Raw genomic sequence first — 1,111 nt, forward strand, 5'->3', positions numbered from 1 at the left:
ATCGGGTAGGAGGCGGCCTCACGGCCGCCGTCCTCCCACACCACCGTGCGTACGGTTCCGTACACGGCGGTTCAGGCCATGCGGTTAAGCCGATTGATCGTATCCAGTATCGAGACCAGTCCAAGTCTGTCCCATAGCTTCTTCGGCAGCGCCTGATTCATATGCGGCGCTCCTGAGTTCCACCACGGACCTCGGCCATTGAAGGCCGACTTGCAGGCACGCTCCTCGCTCAATCCCAGGCGCATCAGGTTGCGCGCCCTCGTAGAGGGCTGCTTCCATTGCCGCCAGATGACACAGCGAAGTTTGTGCCTGACCCAGCCATCCAGCTCTTCCAGTGGACGCTTGCTCTGGCTGAGCTTGAAGTAGCCTGCCCAGCCTCGCAGCACCGGGTTTACCCGCTCGATGACATTCGCCATCTTGTGGCCCCGCACCCCTCGCAGCAGTTCCCTGAGACGGTCGCGCACACGGCGCAGGCTCATGGTTGCCACTCGCAGTCTAGGCTGCGAGTGCCAACTCATCCCATACCCCAGGTAGTCGCATTTCCACGACCCAGCCACGCGACTCTTGTCCCGATTCAGTCTCAGTTTCAGACGGTGATTCAGGAACCGCTCGACACTGGCCAGCACTCGTTCGCCAGCACGCGGACTACGGACATAAATGTTCGCGTCATCGGCATAGCGCACGAAGCGATGGCCTCGCCGCTCCAACTCACGGTCGAGTTCATCGAGCAGGATGTTCGACAGCAGCGGCGAAAGCGGGCCGCCTTGCGGCGCCCCCTCCTGCCGATGGCTGACAACCCCGCCCGACATGACGCCCGCTTCGAGGTAACGGCGGATGAGTCTGAGCACCTGTTTGTCTTCGACATGGCGCTCAACACAGAACATCAGGATGTCGTGGTTGACCCGATCAAAGAACTTCTCCAGATCGAGTTCCACGCAACACCTATGACCCGCCGCCACATGGGTGCGGGCCATCTCGACAGCCTGGTGAGCGCTTCTGCCCGGACGGAAGCCGTAGCTATAGTCCGAGAACAGCGGATCGAAGATCGGCGTGAGCTGTTGCAGCAGGGCTTGCTGGATCAGGCGATCCACGACACTGGGAATGCCCAGTT

1 protein-coding gene is annotated in these 1,111 nt (G+C 61.2%); it reads right to left on the reverse strand.

Annotated features, from left to right (window positions below; translation table 11 throughout):
* Nucleotides 1-71: 71 nt before the first annotated feature.
* Nucleotides 72-1,111 (reverse strand): group II intron reverse transcriptase/maturase (gene ltrA / locus PSOLE_RS23385; RefSeq protein ID WP_088339369.1); only part of this gene is annotated, 1,040 nt, incomplete at its 5' end.

The sequence above is a fragment of the Pseudomonas oleovorans subsp. oleovorans genome (assembly GCF_002197815.1).
Taxonomy (GTDB): Bacteria; Pseudomonadota; Gammaproteobacteria; order Pseudomonadales; family Pseudomonadaceae; genus Aquipseudomonas; species Aquipseudomonas oleovorans.